This window comes from Streptomyces caelestis, assembly GCF_014205255.1.
GTDB classification, from domain to species: domain Bacteria; phylum Actinomycetota; class Actinomycetes; order Streptomycetales; family Streptomycetaceae; genus Streptomyces; species Streptomyces caelestis.
Genome location: NZ_JACHNE010000001.1, coordinates 5668782 through 5688668, shown reverse-complemented (window position 1 = coordinate 5688668; position 19887 = coordinate 5668782). Strand labels below are relative to the sequence as shown.

General features: G+C 70.4%; 17 protein-coding genes. 5 read left to right on the top strand and 12 right to left on the bottom strand.

Translation table 11 applies throughout. The annotated features are described in order from the left end of the window. Nucleotides 1–91: 91 nt before the first annotated feature. From HDA41_RS26175 to HDA41_RS26160, 4 genes are all read right to left on the bottom strand, one after another. Nucleotides 92–1732 carry a peptide ABC transporter substrate-binding protein gene (locus HDA41_RS26175; protein WP_184987742.1) on the bottom strand — a complete coding sequence of 547 codons (1641 nt, stop codon included), beginning with the start codon at nucleotides 1730–1732 and terminating at the stop codon, nucleotides 92–94. Between the two features lie 614 nt (nucleotides 1733–2346). Beyond that, a complete protein-coding gene (gene typA, locus HDA41_RS26170) occupies nucleotides 2347–4254 on the bottom strand; it encodes a translational GTPase TypA (RefSeq protein ID WP_184987740.1) in 1908 nt (635 codons plus the stop codon). 186 nt (nucleotides 4255–4440) lie between these two features. Further along, nucleotides 4441–5115 carry a hypothetical protein gene (locus tag HDA41_RS26165; RefSeq protein WP_184987738.1) on the bottom strand — a complete coding sequence of 225 codons (675 nt, stop codon included), beginning with the start codon at nucleotides 5113–5115 and terminating at the stop codon, nucleotides 4441–4443. Between the two features lie 113 nt (nucleotides 5116–5228). Continuing rightward, entirely contained in the window at nucleotides 5229–7418 is a 2190-nt protein-coding gene (locus tag HDA41_RS26160; protein ID WP_184987736.1) for an ABC transporter family substrate-binding protein, read from the bottom strand. A 288-nt stretch (nucleotides 7419–7706) separates the two neighbouring features. Between HDA41_RS26160 and HDA41_RS26155 the strand changes: the two genes are divergently transcribed. From HDA41_RS26155 to HDA41_RS26140, 4 genes are read left to right on the top strand one after another with little or no spacing between them, the layout of a single operon-like run. Then, a complete protein-coding gene (locus tag HDA41_RS26155) occupies nucleotides 7707–7997 on the top strand; it encodes an Rv0250c family protein (RefSeq protein WP_059424348.1) in 291 nt (96 codons plus the stop codon). Between the two features lie 54 nt (nucleotides 7998–8051). Then, entirely contained in the window at nucleotides 8052–8888 is an 837-nt protein-coding gene (gene sdhC / locus HDA41_RS26150) for a succinate dehydrogenase subunit SdhC (protein ID WP_184987734.1), read from the top strand. A 16-nt stretch (nucleotides 8889–8904) separates the two neighbouring features. After that, the gene (locus tag HDA41_RS26145; RefSeq protein ID WP_184987732.1) at nucleotides 8905–10845 is read left to right on the top strand and encodes a fumarate reductase/succinate dehydrogenase flavoprotein subunit; all 1941 of its coding nucleotides are present in this window, start codon (nucleotides 8905–8907) and stop codon (nucleotides 10843–10845) included. Next, complete coding sequence (locus HDA41_RS26140; protein WP_184987730.1) at nucleotides 10842–11615, top strand: succinate dehydrogenase/fumarate reductase iron-sulfur subunit; 774 nt, start codon at nucleotides 10842–10844, stop codon at nucleotides 11613–11615. Before HDA41_RS26145 ends, HDA41_RS26140 begins: the two co-directional genes overlap by 4 nt. On the opposite strand, the gene HDA41_RS26135 is transcribed toward HDA41_RS26140, so the two are convergent. The 8 genes from HDA41_RS26135 to HDA41_RS26100 form a co-directional block, all read right to left on the bottom strand. Beyond that, nucleotides 11593–11760, bottom strand: a complete 168-nt coding sequence (locus HDA41_RS26135) for a hypothetical protein (RefSeq protein ID WP_184987728.1) — start codon at nucleotides 11758–11760, stop codon at nucleotides 11593–11595. The genes HDA41_RS26140 and HDA41_RS26135 overlap by 23 nt on opposite strands. Further along, nucleotides 11757–12854, bottom strand: a complete 1098-nt coding sequence (locus HDA41_RS26130; protein ID WP_184987726.1) for a glycoside hydrolase family 18 protein — start codon at nucleotides 12852–12854, stop codon at nucleotides 11757–11759. The genes HDA41_RS26135 and HDA41_RS26130 overlap by 4 nt, the downstream gene beginning before the upstream one ends. Before the next feature lie 67 nt (nucleotides 12855–12921). Next, nucleotides 12922–15558 (bottom strand): SpoIIE family protein phosphatase, encoded by a 2637-nt coding sequence (locus HDA41_RS26125; RefSeq protein WP_184987724.1) that lies wholly within the window; start codon nucleotides 15556–15558, stop codon nucleotides 12922–12924. A 252-nt stretch (nucleotides 15559–15810) separates the two neighbouring features. After that, nucleotides 15811–16254 carry an ATP-binding protein gene (locus tag HDA41_RS26120; protein ID WP_184987722.1) on the bottom strand — a complete coding sequence of 148 codons (444 nt, stop codon included), beginning with the start codon at nucleotides 16252–16254 and terminating at the stop codon, nucleotides 15811–15813. A 124-nt stretch (nucleotides 16255–16378) separates the two neighbouring features. Beyond that, complete coding sequence (locus HDA41_RS26115; protein ID WP_184987720.1) at nucleotides 16379–16816, bottom strand: (deoxy)nucleoside triphosphate pyrophosphohydrolase; 438 nt, start codon at nucleotides 16814–16816, stop codon at nucleotides 16379–16381. Nucleotides 16817–16875: 59 nt separating this feature from the next. Beyond that, nucleotides 16876–17070: an SPOR domain-containing protein gene (locus tag HDA41_RS26110; RefSeq protein ID WP_184987718.1), complete on the bottom strand. Its 195-nt coding sequence runs from the start codon at nucleotides 17068–17070 to the stop codon at nucleotides 16876–16878. A 341-nt stretch (nucleotides 17071–17411) separates the two neighbouring features. Further along, nucleotides 17412–18164 carry a GntR family transcriptional regulator gene (locus tag HDA41_RS26105; protein ID WP_184987717.1) on the bottom strand — a complete coding sequence of 251 codons (753 nt, stop codon included), beginning with the start codon at nucleotides 18162–18164 and terminating at the stop codon, nucleotides 17412–17414. A 166-nt stretch (nucleotides 18165–18330) separates the two neighbouring features. Continuing rightward, nucleotides 18331–19488 (bottom strand): DUF4190 domain-containing protein, encoded by a 1158-nt coding sequence (locus HDA41_RS26100; RefSeq protein ID WP_184987715.1) that lies wholly within the window; start codon nucleotides 19486–19488, stop codon nucleotides 18331–18333. Nucleotides 19489–19585: 97 nt separating this feature from the next. Between HDA41_RS26100 and HDA41_RS26095 the strand changes: the two genes are divergently transcribed. Beyond that, nucleotides 19586–19873: a hypothetical protein gene (locus HDA41_RS26095; protein ID WP_184987713.1), complete on the top strand. Its 288-nt coding sequence runs from the start codon at nucleotides 19586–19588 to the stop codon at nucleotides 19871–19873. The last annotated feature ends 14 nt before the right edge of the window (nucleotides 19874–19887 follow it).

Below are 19887 nucleotides of genomic sequence, written 5' to 3'. Positions count from 1 at the left end.
AGGGTGGGGCGTGAGGTGGAGGCCTGTGCCTACGGACCGGCGCCGCCGCTCCCCTGTCGGGAGGGGCGGCACCGGTCTGCGGTCGTGTTTCTTACTTCTGCTTGACCTGGATGCTCTCGAAGATCGGGTCACCGTCCTGGCCGTACTCGATCTTGCCCAGGATGTTCTTGGACTGACCGCTGTTGACCTTGTAGAACCAGAGCGGGATGGCCGGCATGTCCTTGGCGAGGAGCTGCTCCGCCTGCTGGTACAGCTTCACGGTCTCGTCGATCGAGCTGGCCTTGTCCGCCTCGGAGCTCAGCTTGTCGAACTCCTTGTTCGAGTAGCCGCTGGTGTTACCGGCCGCTGCGCTGCCGTACAGGTCGCGCATGAAGTTCGAGTTGACCGGGTAGTCGAGCACCCAGCCACCGCGGTACATGGACTTGACCTGCTCGTTGTCACGGGCGTCGAGGTCGGCCTGGAAGGTCGGCTTCGGGTCGCCGGTGCACTCCACGCCGGTGGACTTGCGGATCGAGTTGCAGACCGCGTCGACCCAGGGCTTGTGGTCCTGGTCGGCGTTGTACTGGATCGAGAGCTTGTTACCCGGGACGCCGCCACCCTCCTGGATGAGCTTCTTGGCCTGGGCCGGGTCGAACTTGACGATGTCGCCGAGCGCGCCCTTCTTGTAGCCGAGGACGCCCGGGGCGACGTAGGAGTCGGCCGGGGTACGCGTGCCCTGGAGGACGGTCTTGGTGATCGTCTGGCGGTCGATCGCCATGGACAGACCCTGGACGACCTTGGGGTCGATGTCCTTGAACTGCTTGGTGTAGAACGCCGGGATGATCGACTGGACGGCCGAGTACGGCTCATCGATGGCGCGGTCGCCGAGGTCCGTCTTGTAGCTGGTCAGCGCGGTGGTCGGGACCTGCTCGATCCAGTCCACGTTGTCGGAGCGCAGGTCCGAGTACGCGGCGTCGGCGGTCGTGTAGTTCTTGAAGTCGATACCGCCGTTCTTGGCGGTGTTCGGGCCCTTGTAGTCCGCGAACTTGCGGACCTTGATGAGCTTGTTGTGCTCCCAGGAGACGAACTTGTACGGGCCGTTGCCGACCGGCTTCTCGCCGAACGCCTTCGGGTCCTTGAAGAAGGCCTCGGGCAGCGGCGCCCACACGTCGTAGCCCAGCTTGTACGCGAAGTACGAGACCGGCTGCGTCAGCTTGATCGTGAAGGTGTTGTCGTCGACGACCTTCAGACCCGACATCTTGTCGGACTTCGGGTCACCCTTCTCCGGGTGCACGTCCTCGAAGCCCACGATGTCGGAGAACCAGCTGGAGTTGGTCTGGTTGTTCTTGATGTTGGCCGACCAGTTCCAGGAGTCCACGTAGGACTTCGCGGTGACCGGCGTGCCGTCGTGGAACTTCCAGCCCGGCTTGAGCTTGACGGTCCACTCGGACGAGTCGTCGTTCGGCGTGACCGACTCGGCGTTGACGTACTCGAGCTTGCCGGTGCCGGGCTCGTAGTCGACCAGGCCGGCGAAGATCGTGCGCAGGACACGGCTGCCCTGGCTCTCCTTGGCGTTGGCCGGCTGCAGCGGGTTCTGAGGTTCGCTCAGCTGCGCAGTGACGATGCCGTTCGGGTCGGCCTTCCCCTTGTTCATGTCGTCGCCGGCACTGTCGTCGCCGCCGCCGCAGGCGGTGGCGGCCAGGGCGACGACTATCGCCCCCGCGACCCACTTGGCGCTCTTGGCACCGCGCATGGGTTCCTCCTATGAAGTCATTGGTTCACCGCAAAGGGAGCACAGACAGACCACCGCCACCGCCCGTCGCCGGTGCCGGAAATCGTCAGGTGCCCCCGCGCTCGTGAGTCGGCGCCGCCTCCAGCGAGTGACCCGTTCATCCGAGCTCTACGCGCCTAACTATCTGCCATGCGCCAGGAGCGAACCACACTCTCGAGGTCTCGGTTCGATCACAGCTCAGGCCTACATCTTCCAAAATCCGGACAAAGGGTTTGGTGAAAGATCCCTGCGAAACGGACTTGTTACACATCTATCGGTGGTGAGTGTCCGCATTCCGGACACCGGAGTGAGATAAACGGCTTGCGGCTACCGTGACTGCCGTGCAAGGTGCCACCGATGGCTGTCACCCGCTCAAGAAGCCTCCGCCGCACGGCCGTTGTACGGGCCCGTGCGTGGGCAGGGCGCGGCACTTCCGCAGCAGGGTAGTGCGAACGGGGCGCTCCGGACGGCCGTCCCCGGCAAATCGAGGGTTTTCCCTAACCCTTTCCTTCGCGTTCTCTCCGCCTTCCCTCCGCTTTACGACGACACCGGGCACCCCGCCTCGCGGGGTGCCCGGTGTCGTCGAACGGCAGGCGTCAGCCGTGCTTGGCGCGGCTCGCGGCGCGGGCGCGCTCGCGGGCGTCCAGGTTCACCTTGCGGATGCGCACGGCCTCCGGGGTGACCTCGACGCACTCGTCGTCGCGGCAGAACTCCAGGGACTGCTCCAGCGACAGCTTGCGCGGCGGGACGATCGCCTCGAACGAGTCGGCCGAGGACGACCGCATGTTGGTGAGCTTCTTCTCCTTGGTGATGTTGACGTCCATGTCGTCGGCGCGGGAGTTCTCTCCGACGATCATGCCCTCGTACACCTCGGTGCCCGGCTCCACGAAGAGCACGCCGCGCTCCTGGAGGTTGGTCATCGCGAACGCGGTGACCGCACCGGAACGGTCGGCGACCAGCGAGCCGTTGTTACGGGTCTGGAGGGTGCCGAACCAGGGCTCGAAGCCCTCGTGGATGGAGTGGCCGATGCCCGTGCCGCGGGTCTGGGTCAGGAACTCGGTCCGGAAGCCGATGAGACCGCGCGAGGGTACGACGAACTCCATGCGGACCCAGCCGGAGCCGTGGTTGGACATGTTGTCCATGCGGCCCTTGCGGACACCCATGAGCTGCGTGACGGCGCCCATGTGCTCCTCGGGCACGTCGATCGTCATGCGCTCGACCGGCTCGTGGACCTTGCCGTCGATGTCCTTGGTGACGACCTGCGGCTTGCCGATGGTCAGCTCGAAGCCCTCCCGGCGCATCGTCTCGACCAGGATGGCCAGCGCCAGCTCACCACGGCCCTGCACCTCCCAGGCGTCCGGGCGCTCGGTGTCCAGCACGCGAAGGCTGACGTTACCGATCAGCTCGCGGTCGAGGCGGTCCTTGACCTGGCGGGCGGTGACCTTGCGGTCCTTGACGGCCGCCTTGTTGTCGGCGCCCTTGCCGGTGGCGCCACGGCCGACCAGCGGGGAGGTGTTGGTGCCGATGACCATGGAGATCGCGGGCTGGTCGACCGTGATCAGCGGCAGCGCGACCGGGTTCTCCGGGTCGGCCAGGGTCTCGCCGATCATGATGTCCGGGATACCGGCGACCGCGCAGATGTCACCGGGGCCGGCCATCTCGGCCGGCTTGCGGGTGAGCGCCTCGGTCATCATCAGCTCGGTGATGCGGACGTTGCTGACGGACCCGTCGCGCTTCATCCACGCGACCGTCTGGCCCTTGCGCAGTTCGCCCTGCTCGACACGGAGCAGCGCGATACGGCCGAGGAAGTTGTCGGCGTCCAGGTTGGTGACGTGGGCCTGGAGCGGGGCGGCCTCGTCGTAGGTCGGCGCCGGGATGTGCGCCAGGATCGTGGAGAAGAACGGCTCCAGGCTGGTGGAGTCCGGCGGGACCGTGCCGTTGTCCGGCTTGGTCAGCGAGGCGATGCCGTCGCGGCCGCAGGCGTAGACGATCGGGAACTCGATCTGCTCCTCGTCGGCGTCCAGGTCGAGGAAGAGGTCGTACGTCTCGTTGACGACCTCGTCGATCCGGGAGTCCGGGCGGTCCGTCTTGTTGATGCACAGGATGACGGGCAGCCTCTGCTGGAGCGCCTTGCGCAGCACGAAGCGGGTCTGCGGGAGCGGGCCCTCGGAGGCGTCCACGAGCAGGACGACACCGTCGACCATCGACAGACCACGCTCCACCTCGCCGCCGAAGTCGGCGTGACCGGGGGTGTCGATGATGTTGATGGTGATGACGTCCCCCCCGTCCTTCGGGTGGTACTTCACCGCCGTGTTCTTGGCCAGGATCGTGATGCCCTTCTCACGCTCCAGGTCGTTCGAGTCCATCATGCGGTCGTCGACGCCTTCGAGCTGGTGGGCGGCGAAGGCGCCGGCCTGCTTCAGCATGCCGTCGACGATGGTGGTCTTGCCGTGGTCGACGTGGGCGACGATGGCGACGTTGCGGATGTCGTGGCGCGTGGCCATAAGAAGGCGTACTCCCGGAGTGTGAGGAATGCCCTGCGCGTACATCGGTGGTGCGCGGGCCCTGCCGGGCTCAACATGCCACGGCCTCACCCCATGGTACGGGTCCTCGCCTGTAGGGGTTAGCCGGGATACGTCGGTGCAGGTCAGAGCCTTTTGCGACCCCCGGTTCGGCCTGATCGGCCGCCCTCATGCGCCGGACGGGCCGGGAGTGTCCGCGCTGCCCTCTTCGCAGGAATACCGGGCCGCCTCGCGGGCCAGGGCTGAGTCGGTCTTCTCCTCGCAGTCCATCAGGCCGCCGAGGTCGACCGTCCAGTTCCGGGCGTGGCCGGAGACGGTCCTGCCGTCCGGGCACGTGTAGCGGAAGTCCGCCGCCACTTCCCTCACACCGGCGTACTGGACGTACTCGCCCGCGGCGCCTGGCGCGGTGCGCTCCTCGTCGAGCTCGGGGGCCGGGAGCCGGACGTCGGTGAACGACCAGGTGTCGCCACCGGCCTCCGCCAGGGTGCGTGCGTCGGAGTCGATCTCGCCGGTCTTCTTGCCGAGCGAGAAGAGGATCTCGGCGGCGGAGGGGGCCGGTCCGTCGGCGCGCACCGAGGGTCTGGGGGTGTACACCCGCCGCATCGAGTGGTGCAGCCTGCCGCCGCCCGTGCCCAGCCGCTCGGGGTCCGAGACGCCGGTCAGCCGGTCCCGCTCCGTGACCCGGGACCAGGCGAAGGTGCCGTCCGCGCAGGTCTTCCTGACGGCCCTGTCGGTTTCGCCGGCCCTGGGTGCCCTGTCGTCTCCCGAGCATGCCGTCAGCCCCGTCACCAGCACCCCGATGACCAGCCCGGCCGCGCAGGCCCGCCGTACCGTGCCGCGCATCCGCCGGCTCCCGTCCCCCGCGCGCGGACGCCCGGCGCCCGCACCATGATCACTGCTGCGTTCATGGTGCGGGCGCCGGGCGGGGACGGCAAGGCGTTTGAGCGTTCCCTGAGCTACGGGGCGGTTGATCCCTTCGCCGACGGGCCCGCCGCCGGCTTCGCGCCCTTCTTCAGGAAGCCCATGTCCTCGAAGACCGGGGTGCCGAAACCGAAGGCACCGGTGTTCACGAGGTTCTTGCGGGCCGCGATGAGCTGGGGGCGCTGGAAGAGGGGGATGGAGCCGGCCGCCGCCCAGATGCGGGAGTCGGCCTTGCGGATCAGGGAGCGGGACTCGCCCTCGTCGAGGGTGGACACGGCCTCGTCGAAGAGCTGGTCGACCTGGTCGGTGCCGACGCGGGTGTAGTTCTGCTCGACGTTCAGGGAGCCGTCGGCGGCCGCAACGGGCTTGGCGTAGATGGGGCGGGCGTCGGTGGCGGGGAAGGCGGTGGCGGGCCAGGAGTACAGGGCGAGGTCGTACTGGCCGGAGGCGATGTGGTCCTTGAAGTAGGACTCGTCGGAGACCTTGGAGATGTCCGTGCCGATGCCGACGCGCTCCAGCATGCGGGCGATGCGGTCGGCGACCGTGCGCAGCGTCCGGGAGCCGGGCCCGGAGGGGAGCACGAAGCGGAGGGTGAGTGCCTTGCCGTTCTTGGCGAGCCGGGCGGCCTCCTGGTTGGCCGGGGCGGCGGTGCCCTTCGGGGCGTACGCGCCGGGGGCGCCGCCCTGGTTCGGGTGCTCGTACTGCTTGCCGTCCTGGGCGAGGTGCTCGGCGAGGTCCGGCCCGCGGTGGGCCTTGTTGTCCTCGCCGACGATGTACGTGCCGTCGTCGTCCGGTTTTTCATGGGAGGAGCCGGCCTTCTCGCCCTCCGGGCCGGCGGCCTTCTCCTTCTCCTTCTTCTTCTGTTCCTTGACCGGGCCGCCACGTACCCACCCGGCGTCCGCCAGCAGGGCCTGGGCCTCCTTGGTGTCCTGGCCGCCGAGGGCGCCGCTGTTGTCGGCGTAGGCGGCCTGACCGGAGAGGGCCAGGTGGCTGCCGACCGGGACGGCGGGCAGGCCCAGGGGCTTCAGGACGGCCTCGGCCAGTTCCTCGCGGTCCAGGGCGCGGGCGACGGCCCTGCGGACGCGCTCGTCGGCGAGCGGGCCCTCGGCGCCGTTGAGGGCGAGCTGGGTGTAGGCGGGTTCCAGGGACTTGCGCACCTCGAAGGCGCGCAGGGCCTGCTGCTGCCGGGCGTACTCGGCGGCCGCCTTGCGCAGCTTCTTGCGGGCGACGGTCTCCTGGTCGGCGGCGTCCCCGTCGGTGCCGTTGGCGACGGCCCAGGAGCGCAGGGCGTCCGCGGCGGACCGGTCGGCGCCGGGGCCCATCAGCGGGCTGCTGGAGCTGCGCGGCCGGGCGGTGACGGTGATGCGGCGGGCCGCGGAGGGGTCGATCTCGGCCATGTCGAGGGTGCCGGCTGCCAGCTCGGCGGCCCGCTTGTCGCGCGGCACGGTGCGCAGCACGATCTCGGAGAGCTTGGCCGGCTCGCCCCACCAGCGCGGATTGCGGGCAAGAGTGATCTCGTCGGCCTCGCGGTCGACCTTCTTCACCGTGAAGGGACCGGCGGTGACCTCGAGCTTCTTGCGTGCCCCGTCGTTGAAGGAGTCGGGGGTGCCCATGACGTCCTTGGGGTACAGCGGCGAGAACAGCGACCGCCAGTCGGCGTAGGGGCGGCTGAAGGTGACCTTGACCTCCAGGGCGTTGTCCCCGCGCTCGATCTTCTGGATGCGCTCGTAGCCGGCGTTGCGGGCGGTCCAGTAGGCGGTGTCCTTGCCGGACAGGGCGCGCCACTGGGCGGCGAAGTCGGCGGCGCCGATCTCCCGGCCGTCGCTCCAGACGGCCTGCTGGTTCAGCTTGTACAGGACGACCTGCTTGGGCTCGGTCTCGACGGCCTTGGCGGATTCCAGGTAGTCCGGGTTGCGCTCGGGCCGGCCCCTGGCGTCCATCCGGAACATCGACGGCAGGACGGCCTGGGCGACGCGGGTGGTGGTGGTGTCGGCGTCCGACTGGAAGGTGTTCAGGGTGTCGGGCACGGAGTCCACGGCCCAGCGCAGGGTGCCGCCGTCGGCGATCCGGTCCCGGCCCGCGGGCTGGATGTCCGGTGCGGCGAGCGGCGTGCCCGCGGGGTCATCGGAGCCGCATCCGGCGAGCGCGGGCACCGCGAGCACGCCCGCCGTGAGGAGGGCGACCGAGCGCGTGACCGCACGCGGGCCGACGCCGTGCTGGGACATCTGTGCTACCTCCGGGAAGCCGCGGGCGTTATGATCACTTTTGGCGGTATTTGGAGTTCATCTGATGTATGCGGCCACTGAAGAGGAAAGGGTTCGGCAACACAGGGCGACACGGCGGCCACGGGTGGGATGTCACCCGTGCGGCGCAGCGCACCGCAGGGTGCACCCGCGCGCCTCGGCCAATCGATGCACATCCCTTCACAGCACAAGGTGTGACGCGCAACACTCGCAGGCGCATGAACGTTGCCGCCTTGGGCCTCGAAGGACCCGCGGAAGTGAGGGCAAGTCATGTCCGTTCACGACGAACTGACGTCAGTCCAACGCAGCCTCGACGAGCTGTTCCGCTCGCTGGGACGCCTGGAGAAGCAGCTCGGCACCGGCGGCCTGGAGATGCGCCGCGTCCGTGCCGACGCCAACCACCTGCGTGAGAGCGTCGCCCTGCTGCGCGACGCCGCCGCCACGCCGGCCGCGCCGAAACGCCCCGACCTCGTCACCATCTCGGACGCGCCGTACGACCCCGCGCTGTGGGTCGACTCGGACGACGAGGGGCTCGGCGCCCGGGACCGGCGCGCCCCCTGACCGGGAGGGCGTCGAGCGACCGGCACCTCCCCCGAACCGACCGGAGTCGTCACAGTGGCCACTGGTACGGAACCTCCCGCCACCGAACCCCACCCCCGAAGCGGCGGCGTACGGGCGGGTACGCGCGCCGCGATCGACGCCCCGCACCTGCGCACCGACCGCTGGTGGCTGGCCCCGGCCGGCACGGTCGCCGGTCTGCTGGCCTTCATCGTCTACTCGACCTGGCGGGCCTTCGCGAACGCCGACTACTACGCGGCGCCGTACGTCTCGCCCTTCTACTCCCCCTGCCTGGCGGAGAACTGCGAGCCGATGAAGGCCGGCCCGAACTGGGAGATCTTCGGCGGCTGGTGGGGGATCTCCCCCGCGATCATCATCCTGATCTTCCCGCTCGGCTTCCGTCTGACCTGCTACTACTACCGCAAGGCCTACTACCGGGGTTTCTGGGCGTCCCCGCCGGCCTGCGCGGTGGCCGAGCCGCACCGGAAGTACACGGGCGAGACCCGCTTCCCGCTGGTGCTCCAGAACATCCACCGGTACTTCTTCTATGCCGCGCTCCTCGTCGCCGGGATCCTCACCTACGACACCGTGCTCGCCTTCCGCGACGAGAACTACGAGTGGGGCCACATGGGCCTCGGCACCCTCGTGTTCCTGGTCAACATCGTGCTGATCTGGGCGTACACGCTGTCCTGCCACTCCTGCCGGCACATCGTCGGCGGCAAGCTCAAGCACTTCTCCAAGCATCCCGTGCGCTACCGGATGTGGCAGTGGGTGGGGAAGCTCAACGCCCGGCACATGCTGCTCGCCTGGGCGTCGCTGGTGAGCGTGGCGCTCGCCGACTTCTACGTCTACCTGGTCGCGTCCGGTGCCTTCGACGATCCGCGGTTCTTCTGATGAGGGGTGCGTTCTGATGTCCGTGGTCGACCGGCAGGAATGGGACGTCGTCGTGGTGGGCGCCGGCGGTGCCGGGCTGCGCGCCGCCATCGAGGCACGTGAGCGGGGCGCCCGTACGGCCGTGATCTGCAAGTCGCTGTTCGGCAAGGCGCACACGGTGATGGCCGAGGGCGGCATCGCGGCGGCGATGGCCAACGCCAACGAGAACGACAACTGGCGGGTCCACTTCCGCGACACCATGCGCGGCGGCAAGTTCCTCAACCAGTGGCGGATGGCCGAGCTGCACGCGCAGGAGGCGCCGCAGCGGGTGTGGGAGCTGGAGACCTGGGGGGCGCTGTTCGACCGCACCAAGGACGGCCGGATCTCCCAGCGCAACTTCGGCGGCCACGAGTACCCGCGCCTCGCGCACGTCGGCGACCGCACGGGCCTGGAGCTGATCCGCACCCTCCAGCAGAAGATCGTCGCGCTCCAGCAGGAGGACTTCAAGGAGACCGGCGACTACGAGTCCCGGCTGAGGGTCTTCCAGGAGTGCACGGTCACCCGGGTCCTCAAGGAGGGCGGGCGCGTCTCCGGCGTCTTCGGCTACGAGCGCGAGTCGGGCCGCTTCTTCGTCCTGGAGGCACCGGCCGTCGTGATCGCCACCGGTGGCATCGGCAAGTCGTTCAAGGTGACGTCGAACTCGTGGGAGTACACGGGTGACGGCCACGCGCTGGCCCTCCTCGCGGGCGCTCCCCTGCTCAACATGGAGTTCGTGCAGTTCCACCCGACGGGCATGGTCTGGCCGCCGTCGGTGAAGGGCATCCTCGTCACCGAGTCGGTGCGCGGCGACGGCGGGGTGCTGCGCAACTCCGACGGCAAGCGGTTCATGTTCGACTACATCCCCGACGTCTTCAAGGACAAGTACGCCGAGACCGAGGACGAGGCCGACCGCTGGTACGACGACCCGGACCACAACCGTCGTCCCCCCGAGCTGCTCCCCCGCGACGAGGTCGCGCGGGCGATCAACTCCGAGGTGAAGGAGGGCCGGGGCTCCCCGCACGGGGGCGTCTTCCTCGACGTGTCGACCCGGATGCCCGCCGAGGTCATCAAGCGGCGGCTGCCGTCGATGTACCACCAGTTCAAGGAGCTGGCGGACGTCGACATCACGGCGGAGGCGATGGAGGTCGGGCCCACCTGTCACTACGTGATGGGCGGCATCGCGGTCGAGTCCGACACGGCGGCGGCCCGCGGGGTGCCCGGGTTGTACGCGGCCGGTGAGGTCGCCGGCGGCATGCACGGCTCCAACCGGCTCGGCGGCAACTCCCTGTCGGATCTGCTGGTGTTCGGGCGCCGGGCGGGCTGGCACGCGGCCGAGTACGCGGCGGGGCTGGCCGGGGCGCGGCCCGCCGTGGACGACGGCCAGATCGACTCCGCCGCCGCCGAGGCCCTGCGGCCCTTCTCCGCCGAAGCGGAGATCGAGGAGCCGAAGGGCGGCCCGCCGGAGAACCCCTACACCCTGCACCAGGAACTCCAGCAGACGATGAACGACCTGGTCGGCATCATCCGCCGCGAGCCGGAGATGCAGCAGGCCCTGGAGAAGCTGGCCGAGCTGCGGGTCCGGGCGCGACGGGCCGGTGTCGAGGGGCACCGGCAGTTCAACCCGGGCTGGCACCTCGCCCTGGACCTCAGGAACATGCTGCTGGTCAGCGAGTGCGTGGCCCGGGCCGCGCTGGAGCGCACCGAGTCGCGCGGCGGGCACACCCGGGAGGACCATCCGGGGATGGACCGCAAGTGGCGCCGGATCAACCTGCTGTGCGCGCTCACCGACCCGGCGGGCGGTCTGGCGGCCACGGACCCGGTCCGTGGCCAGATCACCCTCACCCGGGAGACCACCGAACCCGTCCGTGCCGACCTGCTCGCCCTCTTCGACAAGGAGGAGCTGGTCAAGTACCTCGCCGAAGAGGAGCTGTACGAATGAGCAGCTACACGGCCCACTTCAAGGTGTGGCGCGGTGACGTGGGAGGCGGCGGCCTGGAGGACTTCGAGGTCGAGGTCAACGACGGCGAGGTGGTGCTCGACATCATCCACCGCCTCCAGGCCACCCAGACCCCCGATCTCGCCGTGCGCTGGAACTGCAAGGCGGGCAAGTGCGGTTCGTGCTCCGCCGAGATCAACGGCCGGCCGCGGCTGTTGTGCATGACGCGCATGTCGGTGTTCGACCGGGAGGAGACGATCACGGTGACGCCCCTGCGGGCCTTCCCGGTGATCCGCGACCTGGTCACCGACGTCGGCTTCAACTACGCCAAGGCCCGGGAGGTCCCGGCCTTCGTCCCGCCGCCCGGTCTCGGCCCCGGTGAGTACCGCATGATGCAGGAGGACGTGGACCGCCCGCAGGAGTTCCGCAAGTGCATCGAGTGCTTCCTGTGCCAGGACACCTGCCACGTGGTCCGCGACCACGAGGAGAACAAGCAGGCGTTCGCGGGTCCCCGTTTCCTGATGCGGGTGGCGGAGCTGGACATGCACCCGCTGGACGCGGCGGCGGAGTCGGGTCTGGACCGCAAGACCACTGCCCAGGACGAACACGGCCTGGGCTACTGCAACATCACCAAGTGCTGTACGGAGGTCTGCCCGGAGGGCATCAAGATCACGGACAACGCGCTGATCCCCCTGAAGGAACGGGCGATCGACCGCAAGTACGACCCGCTGGTGTGGCTGGGCTCGAAGATCAAGCGGCGTTCTTCAGGCTGAGCGCCTGCCGGAGGTTGTGCTCCGCGCCCTCCCGCATCCGCTCCGGGTGCGGGAAGTCGCCCTCGATGAGCGCCGGCGGCCCCGAGACCATGCCGAGGGGCATCGACAGGCGGGAGAGACGCAGGTGTCTTCGGGCCTTGGTCACCGCACCCAGTCTCCCTTGTACGCCCGCCAGTCCGCCTCGCTCGCGGCGAAGTCGATGTACAGCGCGACGCCGAAGCGGGTGCGGTCGGCGTCCGTGCGGGACAGGCCCAGGCGGACGCCCCGGACTGCGGCGGGGACGGTCTCGGCGTGGCCCCAGTGGTCGAAGTTGCTCTCCCAGTAGAAGGGCAGGCCCATCAGCAGGTCGGTGGAGGGCGGGGTGACCTCCAGGGCGAGGGAGGTCTGCTGGGCGACGTAGCCGCCGTAGGTGCTCTCCAGCGGCTGCGCGGTGTCGTACGACATCACGGCGATCTGGTCGACGCGGCGGGCGACCTGGCCGAAGAACTCCTGCGACCACCACTTGGGGTGGTCGGTGAAGGTCCCGGAGAGGGAGTGCAGGGCCGGGAGCGGGTCGATCTGGTGGGCGGCGACGGAGAGGAGGGCGCCCCGGGAGCGGGTCTCGCGGCGCAGGGCGTCGAGGAGGCCGAGGTAGTCGCGGTCGCCGGAGTGGAGGGGCTCCAGGTCGAGATGGATGCCTTCGTAGCCGGTGCCCAGGACCTGGCGGGCGGAGCGGACGACGGCGGCGCGGGTGTCCGCGTTCTCCAGGCGCATGCCGTCAGGGCCCTCGGTGGCGAGGACGTCGCCGAGGAAGGCCTGGACGCGGATGCCGGGGAGTTTCTCGTGTACGGCGTCGATGAACCAACGAGCTCGCGGATAGACGGACTTGGGGAGCGTGCCGTTGTGCTCCAGCGGGCCGGAGTGGACGTACAGGTCGCGGATGCCGGTGCCTTGCAGGCGGCGGGCCAGGGCGGTGACGTCGGCGTCCTTCTTGCGGCCGTCGACCCAGGCGTGGCCGAGCCAGAGGGCGTCGCGGTTCCGGGTGTACGTGCCGTCCGCCGGGTCGCCCATGTAGTTGATGCGGAGGGCCGTCAGAACCGACGGGAGAGGGACCAGGAGGACCAGGACCACGGCGAGTGCCGTGCGTCTGATCCAGCGCCGACGCCCTCTGCCCTTTCCACTGTCGGGTGCGGGAGCGTCCTGCGCGGCACCTTCGGCGGCTGCCGCCTCTGTCGGGGTCGTGCCTTCCGTGCGGTCCATGCCGTCTCCCCCGGTGATGCGGATGATGTCGCCGGGGAGGACGATCCGTACCGATGTCCGGTTGCGATCAGAACAGGCTCAGCAGCGCCTCCGCCGGATCCGTCAGGGCCGTTTCCCCGCCGGGGAGGGGCAGTTCGAACCAGACCGTCTTGCCCCGGGGCGTGCGGCGGGAGCCCCACGCGGCGCTGAGGAGGCCGACCAGCTGGAGGCCGCGGCCCCCCTCGTCGGTGTCGCGGGCGCGGCGGCGGCGAGGCTGGACCAGGCCGGAGTCCCAGACCTCACAGACCAGAGTGCGGTCCAGCAGCAGACGGAGCCGGATCTCGCCCTCGCCGTAGCGCAGGGCGTTGGTGACGAGTTCGCTGACCAGGAGCTCCGTGGTGTCGACCAGGGGTTCCATGTCCCAGCTGAGCAGCTGGGCACGCGCGTACTCGCGGGCCCGGCCCACGCTGCGCGGCTCGCGCGGCAGGGTCCAGTCGCCGACGGACTCGGTGGGCAGGCCCTGTACACGTGCCATCAGCAGCGCGATGTCGTCCTCGCCGTGGTGGGAGTCGAGGGTGTTGAGGACGTGGTCGCAGACGTCCTCCAGCGGCTGGGTGGGGTCGGACAGGGCGCTGACGAAGGCCTGGAGCCCCTCGTCCAGGGGGTGGTCGCGGCTTTCGACCAGTCCATCCGTGTAGAGCGCGAGCAGGGCGCCTTCGGGCAGTTCGACCTCGACCTCCTCGAAGGGCTCGCCGCCGACGCCGAGCGGCAGGCCCGGCGGCACGTCGAGCATCAGGGCCGGCTCGCCCGGTTCGACCAGGACGGGCGGCAGATGGCCCGCGTTGGCGAAGGTGCAGCGCCGGGTGACGGAGTCGTAGACGGCGTAGACGCAGGTGGCGAGGTACACCTCGGAGAGGTCCGCCTCGCGGGGGCGGCGGGCCGCCCTGGTCGCCTGCTGGACACCGCCGGGTGCGCCGAGGCCGCGGGCGATCTCGTCCAACTGGGAGAGCACCTCGGCCGGTTCTATGTCGAGCTGCGCCAGGGTGCGTACGGCCGTGCGGAGTTCGCCCATGGCGACGGCGGCGCGCAGGCCGCGGCCCATCACGTCGCCGACGACCAGCGCGGTGCGGTGCCCGGGGAGTTCTATGACGTCGAACCAGTCGCCGCCGACCTCGCTGGGCCGGCCGGTGTTGGCGTTGCCGGGCAGATAGCGGCAGGCGATGTCGAGGCCGGAGGCCTCCGGGTCGCCGGGCGGGAGCAGGGACCGTTGCAGTATCAACGCGCGTTCGTGCTCACGCCGGTAGAGGCGGGCGTTGTCGATGCAGACGGCGGCGCGCGCGGCGAGTTCGACGGCCAGGTCCCGGTCGCGGTCGCCGAACGGCTCGCTGCCCTTCGCCCGGGCGAACTGCACCAGCCCGACGACGGTGTCGTGGGCGACCATCGGCACGGCGAGCGTGGACTGCACGAGTCCGCCGTCCTCGGGGGGAACGGTCTGCGGGCGGGCCGTGCGCAGGGCGTCCGCGCAGGGCGAGTTGAACGGGTAGTGGTGGACGGCGCCGACCGCGACGGGCACGCCGGTCCCGGTGAAGGGCGCGTCCGATACGGCGCTGGCGAAGGCCACCCGGCGCAGTTCGGCGCTGCCGTCGGCGAGCCCGGGCGGGGTCTCGTCGCCGACCAGCAGGCCCTGGTAGAGGTCGACGGTGGCCAGGTCGCAGAAGCCGGGCACGACGACGTCGAGGAGCTGCCGGGCCGTGGTCTCCAGGTCGAGGGAGTTGCCGATGCGGGCGCCGGCCTCGTTCAGCAGGGCGAGGTTGCGCCGGGCGGCGGCGGCCTCGCGGGCGGCGGCGCGGCGCGAGGTGATGTCCGTGCCGAGCCAGGCGATCCCGATCGGCCGGCCCGAACCGCTGTGCACGCGATAGAGGTTGACGGACCAGTGGCGGCGCTCGTCGGAATTCGGCACGAAGCCCGTGACGTGCATGTCCGTGATGGAGTTGCCGGTCTCCAGCACGCGGCGCAGCGTGGCGGCGATCCGCTCGGCCTCGCCGCGCTGGAGGTAGTCGTGGACGCCCTTGCCGCGGTGGTCGTCGGGCGTGCCGCCGAAGATGGACGCGAACCGCTGGTTGGCGCGGCGGACCCGCAGGTCGGGGTCGATCAGCAGGAAACCGAACGGGGATTGACTGAAAATGGCCTGCGAGGCGGCGAGGTCGGTCTCGATGCTGCGCAGCGTGCGCACGTCGACGACGATGCAGACGGCGGCCTTCTCGCCGTCCTCGGTGCGCGTCGGCATGACGTACACCTCGGCAAGCCCCTCGTGCCCGCACTCCCCGTCGGCCTCCTTCGGCATCCGGAAGGGCACCACGCCGGTCCACTCCCGGCCGTCGAGGATCTCCGCCATCTTGCGCATGCCCCGCTCGCGCAGGCGCGGGTCGATGAACGTCTCGATGGGGTCCATGCCGACGGCGCGTTCGGCCGGGATACCGAAGAGGTGCTCGGCGCGCAGACTCCACTGGTCGACGAGCCCGTCGGGGCCGATGGAGAAGGACGCGACCTTGATGTAGTCGTAGATGGAGCCCGGGGGACTGCTCTGCCACATGGCGTCCCCGGGCGGCACCCCGTCGGCTGCGAGCGCACCTCCCACCGCGGAAGCCAGGCCGTCGGCGGCCATCGCCCTAGCGCCCTCCGACGGGTCCTCGGACTCCGTGGCCTTCGCTGGTATCTCGCTCACGCGAACCGTCCCCTCCAGCTCACCGCGTCCGGCACCGGTCACCGGGGGCGGCTGCCCGCAGTATCCAGCACTACGGTGCCGCACAACACGGTGTTCACGATCACAGCACGGTCCCGATGGTTTTTGGACCGCGCCGTGAGAACACTTCCAGTCTTCTAACCAGGGGACACGGCGTCGAATCCCGTCCGTCGGCAACCGCCACTGGCCTGAACCATTCGCTGCACAGCGGCAGGGCGGACGTACACCGATTTTTCAGTCCGGAACCGCGATTTCGAACCACACGGTCTTGCCCACGCCGCCGGGCCGGGTGCCCCAGCGGCGGCAGGAGGAGGCCACCAGTTGGAGCCCTCGGCCGCTCTCGTCCTCGGGCCTGGCGGCGCGCTCGCGGGGCGGGTCCGGGAGCGGGTCGGAGACCTCCACCAGGAGGACACCGTCCAGTTCGGAGGGGCGGACCAGGCGGACACCGATGGGGCCCGTGGCGTGCCGCAGGGCGTTGGTGACCAACTCGCTGACCAACAACGCCGTGAGGTCGGCGAGACTGCCGAGGCCCCAGCCGCGGAGCCGGCCTCGGACGGCCTGACGGGCGGTGCGCACGGCGCCCGGCTCGGCGGGGAAGGTCCACTCGGCGCGGTCACCTGCGGTGTCGATCACGCCGATCACTTCCCCGGCAGCAGACCCACCCATGTCCGATTTCATGGGGTTAATGGGCACATACCCGATATCCGGGGCGGAGTATCGTGCGGGGCAGCGCACTGTGGCACGAAAGGCGTACAGGGCGCCCGTGCGGCCGTCTTCGGACCTCGCACGCCCCCGGTTGACCTCAAGCGCCGGGCACTTCCGCCGCACCGGGGCCGCCGAGAGGCGCCAGGTGCGCGAGGGCCTGCCGCACGGCGGGCACATCCTGGTCGAGCCAGTCCACGTCCCAGATCTCGCCGGGGCGGAGCCAGCGCAGTGCGTCGTGGTCCTGAAGGGGCTCGGGGGCGGCGGAGCCGGGCCGCAGGCGCGCGGTCCACACACGCAGCACGTACGGCGACTTCAGGGGCCACTCCCCCGGGACGCGCTCGCCGGCCTCGGCGTCGACGCCGAGTTCCTCGCGCAGCTCCCGCACGAGCGCCGCGTCCGCCGTCTCCCCCGGCTCGACCTTGCCGCCGGGCAGCTCCCAGCGCCCGGCCAACTCGGCGGGCGCGCTGCGCCGGGCGGCCAGCAGCCGCCCGCCGTCGACCAGCGCGGCGCCCACGACGACGATCCGCTCACTCATGCGGGGAGCCTAAGGGAGCGCGGCCGGACCCCGGCAGGCAGGCACCGGCACACCCGGCGTCAGTCGTGCGCCGCGCCCGGGCCGTTCTGACCGAGCCGCTCGACCCAGTACAGCTGCTTGTGGCCGCGGCCGTCGAGGCTGTCCGCGATCCGCTGGGCCTCGGCCCGGGTCGCGTACCGGCCCACCCGGTAGCGGTTGCCGTTGTCGTCCTCTCGTATCACGAGCCAGGGAAGAGTGATCGTGCTGTCGTTCATCGCGCCCCTCCACTTCCCACCTGCGGCCTGTGCCGTGCCCCACCCGATAAGGAAACCGCAATGCGCATATGCCCGAGCCTACGCCTAACCTTCACGCAGCGAATACGGCTTTTCACAAAGAGGTACGCAACCAGCCAGAACACAGGGGGCGCACGGCATCGAACGCGCCGTCCCTGTACCTCGACGCACCCGGTTGGAGGCATACCGCAGACGCTGTCGCCGACCTGCGAGAAAGACGGCCGGGTACGGGGCACGGACCACCTCGGCCGGGGGCGGCTCCCGCGGTGATCGGGTGAGCGGGGCGCGCGGGGAGCGCGCCGCGGGGCGGATGTGAGCGTTCGTTACTTGACCGGAAGGTGGTAGGCGGCCCGGTACCGATCGGCCGGGATGACCACGTCGGCCGTCTCGACCGGGCGGCCGGAGGCGTAGAACGTGCGCTGGATGACCAGGACCACATGCCCGGGGACACCCCCGAGGACGAGCAGCTCCTCCGCGAGCCCGGGGCGGGCGCCCACCTCCTCGGTGACGTTGTCCACGATCACGTCGATCGCGCGCATGCGCTCGACGACGCCCATGCCGCCGAGCGGCCCCTCCTCCGGGAGCATCACCGGCGTACGGCCCGTGACGGCGAGCGGCTCCCAGGAGGTGGAGAGCATCATCGCCTCGCCGCCCTCGCGGAAGACGTACCTCGTGCACATCACGCGCTCGCCCGGCTCGATGTCCAGCCGCTCGGCGACCGCGACACCGGCCTCGGTCTGCTCGCTGCTGGACTCCCAGGTGCCGCGCCCCTCGCCGTCGGCCTGCTCCTGCCGGAACGGCGTGGCCCCGCCGGTCGGGCGGTATCCGGAGCGGGCGATACGCCGGGGCACGGGCCGCTCACGCACATACGTCCCCGAGCCGGAGCGGCCCTCGACCAGGCCCTCCGCCATGAGCACCTTGCGGGCCTCCAGGGCGACGGTGTCTGAGACGCCGTACTCCTGGCGGATCCTGGCTTGGGAGGGGAGGCGGGTGCGCGGAGGGAGCTGACCGTCGACGATCTTCTTGCGGAGATCACCCGCGACGCGCAGGTACGCCGGCTGCTCACCGAATGTCACTGGCCGCTCCCATCAGGTTGCACAGACAGCAACAGCGTGGCAACCGTAGGTTGTGCGGTGCAAGCAAAGGCCAGAGAATCACTCGATGTGATGACATGGCGGCCCCGAGGGCTTACGCAGGCACTTTCTCCCCGCTACAGCCATCGTCACACCTCGGCAGCCGACGTCACACCTGGGCTTCGGAGTCCCCGCCCTCGGTCTCGCCCGGGGAGGGCGGCGTCGTCGCGAGCCCGAGGGCCTTGCGCGCGGTGACGGTCGCCGGGCCGTCGACGTACTCGTACGCCTTGTCGTAGTGCGTGTAGTACGTGTCCACGTCACCGGCCGCGCTCGCCTTGGACCACTGCTCGCGGGCGTCCTCCATGTCCTTCACCAGGTCGGCGACGGGCTGCCGGGCGGCGGACGGCCAGGAGTGCCCGCGCAGGGCCTCGATCTGCTCGCCGAGCACGTCGTGCACCTGCGTGGCCCAGGCCCGGTGGCCGGCGAGGTCGTCCTCGGGCGTCTCGTCGGGCTCCTCGTACAGCGCCGCGTCCACGGCGTTGGCCGTGGCCAGAAAGACGACCTGGTCGCGGTCGAGTGTGGTGGGGTCGCCGCGCAGGGAGCCGGTCAGCTTGGCCTTCGCGTCGGTGTTGCCGAAGACGCAGGTGATCGCGCGGTCGCCGTAACGCCAGCTGTCCCGCGACGGCATGAGGTAGTACACGTCGACGTCGGCCGGCATCGCCCAGGAGTCCATGGCGTACTGGTCCTGGAGTTCGTAGCACCGCTCGTCGGCGATGTCGGTGACCTCGGCGTCGCCCGGGAACGCGCCGCCCGGCAGCGTGACGACCGCGAAGACCTCGCCGTCGTGCCCGGCTTCGCAGGACACCGGGTCGACGTCGTAGGTGTCGCCCTCCAGACCGCCGGGCGCGTCGAAGCAGTCGCCCTTCCTCAGCGACAGACTCTCGTTGCCCTGCGCCCCGTCCTTGAACTTCTCCCAGGCGTCGGACAGGGCGCCCGTGGACAGCGTCACCGCCCACAGCACGATCCCGACGGACGACAACACGGCCCCGGCGATCGCCAGCCCCCGGCCGCTCTGCCCGTTCCGCCTGATCTGCCACAACGCGATCAGCCCCAGCACGAGCCCCGCGGCGGGCAGGAAGCAGAGCACGCCGAGCACGAGCGCGGCGACGGCGAGCGCGTTGACGGACACCGGCGCCCCGTACGGGCGGCCGGTGGGGCCGTGGTGGCCCCAGGGGCCGTAACCCTGGGCTCCCTGGGGCCGGTTCGCAGGCGGCGGGCCGTACGGGTCCTGGGGCTGCTGATTCCCGGGAGGCGGGGGTATCGACACGGGTACGGTGCTCCTGGCTGAGGCGGTGGGAGAGAGCGGCCGTGCGAAACCGACGTACGGCTGGGCGCATCGTAAGCGGCGGGGTCACGGGGGCGGAATGCGGAGGATCGACACGTCGGCCCATGCGGCGAACCGCCTGACGGGCACGCTCGGCGTCGAGGATCCGCGAGGGCACGCTGTTCTCGGCCGTCACCCCGACGGGGCGGCGGGACGGGGAGCCTGCGTGGGGGCGCGCGGGGTGCTCACGGGGGCCGGGCCCGTGCGGGAGATCCCGGGCATCGGCACCGGAAAAACGAGCCTCGTCCTCACGGTGGGCCGGGTCACCGACCCGAAGCCCTTCCCGGAGGACGAGGACGTCTACGCGCGGGACACGTCAGGTAACTGACGGCCGGTCACGGA